General features: G+C 48.5%; 2 tRNA genes and 2 rRNA genes. All 4 read right to left on the bottom strand.

The features are described 5' to 3' along the window. Positions 1 to 120: ribosomal RNA gene (locus GTP55_RS29230) — 23S ribosomal RNA — on the bottom strand; the annotation flags it as partial. A 195-nt stretch (positions 121 to 315) separates the two neighbouring features. Continuing rightward, positions 316 to 391, bottom strand: a tRNA-Ala gene (locus tag GTP55_RS29225). A gap of 2 nt (positions 392 to 393) precedes the next feature. Then, positions 394 to 470, bottom strand: a tRNA-Ile gene (locus GTP55_RS29220). Positions 471 to 531: 61 nt separating this feature from the next. Next, a 16S ribosomal RNA gene (locus tag GTP55_RS29215) occupies positions 532 to 647 on the bottom strand; the annotation flags it as partial.

Below are 647 nucleotides of genomic sequence, written 5' to 3'. Positions count from 1 at the left end.
ATTCGGAAATCTGCGGATCAAAGCTTGTTTGCTAGCTCCCCGCAGCTTATCGCAAGCTACTACGTCCTTCATCGCCTGTAATCGCCAAGGCATCCACCATGTGCACTTATTCACTTGTCCCTATAACGTTAGCTTCTGCGACTAACAGAAAGCGTTTATAGGAATAAGATATTACGTTGTTACGTTTGATGATATTACAATCATTACCCACCCACGCAGTTGCCCGCATGGGTCATAACAATTACTTACTGCTTCCAAATTTTTAAAGAACGAGAACTACACTTACGAATAACTTCGCCATTCGTAAAGGCAGTTTGGTGGAGGATGACGGGATCGAACCGACGACCCCCTGCTTGCAAAGCAGGTGCTCTCCCAGCTGAGCTAATCCCCCAATGGTAGGGCTGGTTGGACTCGAACCAACGACCCCCGCGTTATCAACACGGTGCTCTAACCAGCTGAGCTACAGCCCCGATGCTGTTCTCTAATTCATTACAGTCGATAAGTGTGAGCGCTTAATGAAGCAAACTCTAGAAAGGAGGTGATCCAGCCGCACCTTCCGATACGGCTACCTTGTTACGACTTCACCCCAGTCACGAATCCTACCGTGGTAAGCGCCCTCCTTGCGGTTAAGCTACCTACTTCTGGTA

Source organism: Duganella margarita, assembly GCF_009857535.1.
Taxonomy (GTDB): Bacteria; Pseudomonadota; Gammaproteobacteria; order Burkholderiales; family Burkholderiaceae_D; genus Rugamonas; species Rugamonas margarita.
The sequence above is the reverse complement of the archived record's forward strand: the minus strand, read 5'-3'. Positions and strand labels throughout refer to the sequence as shown.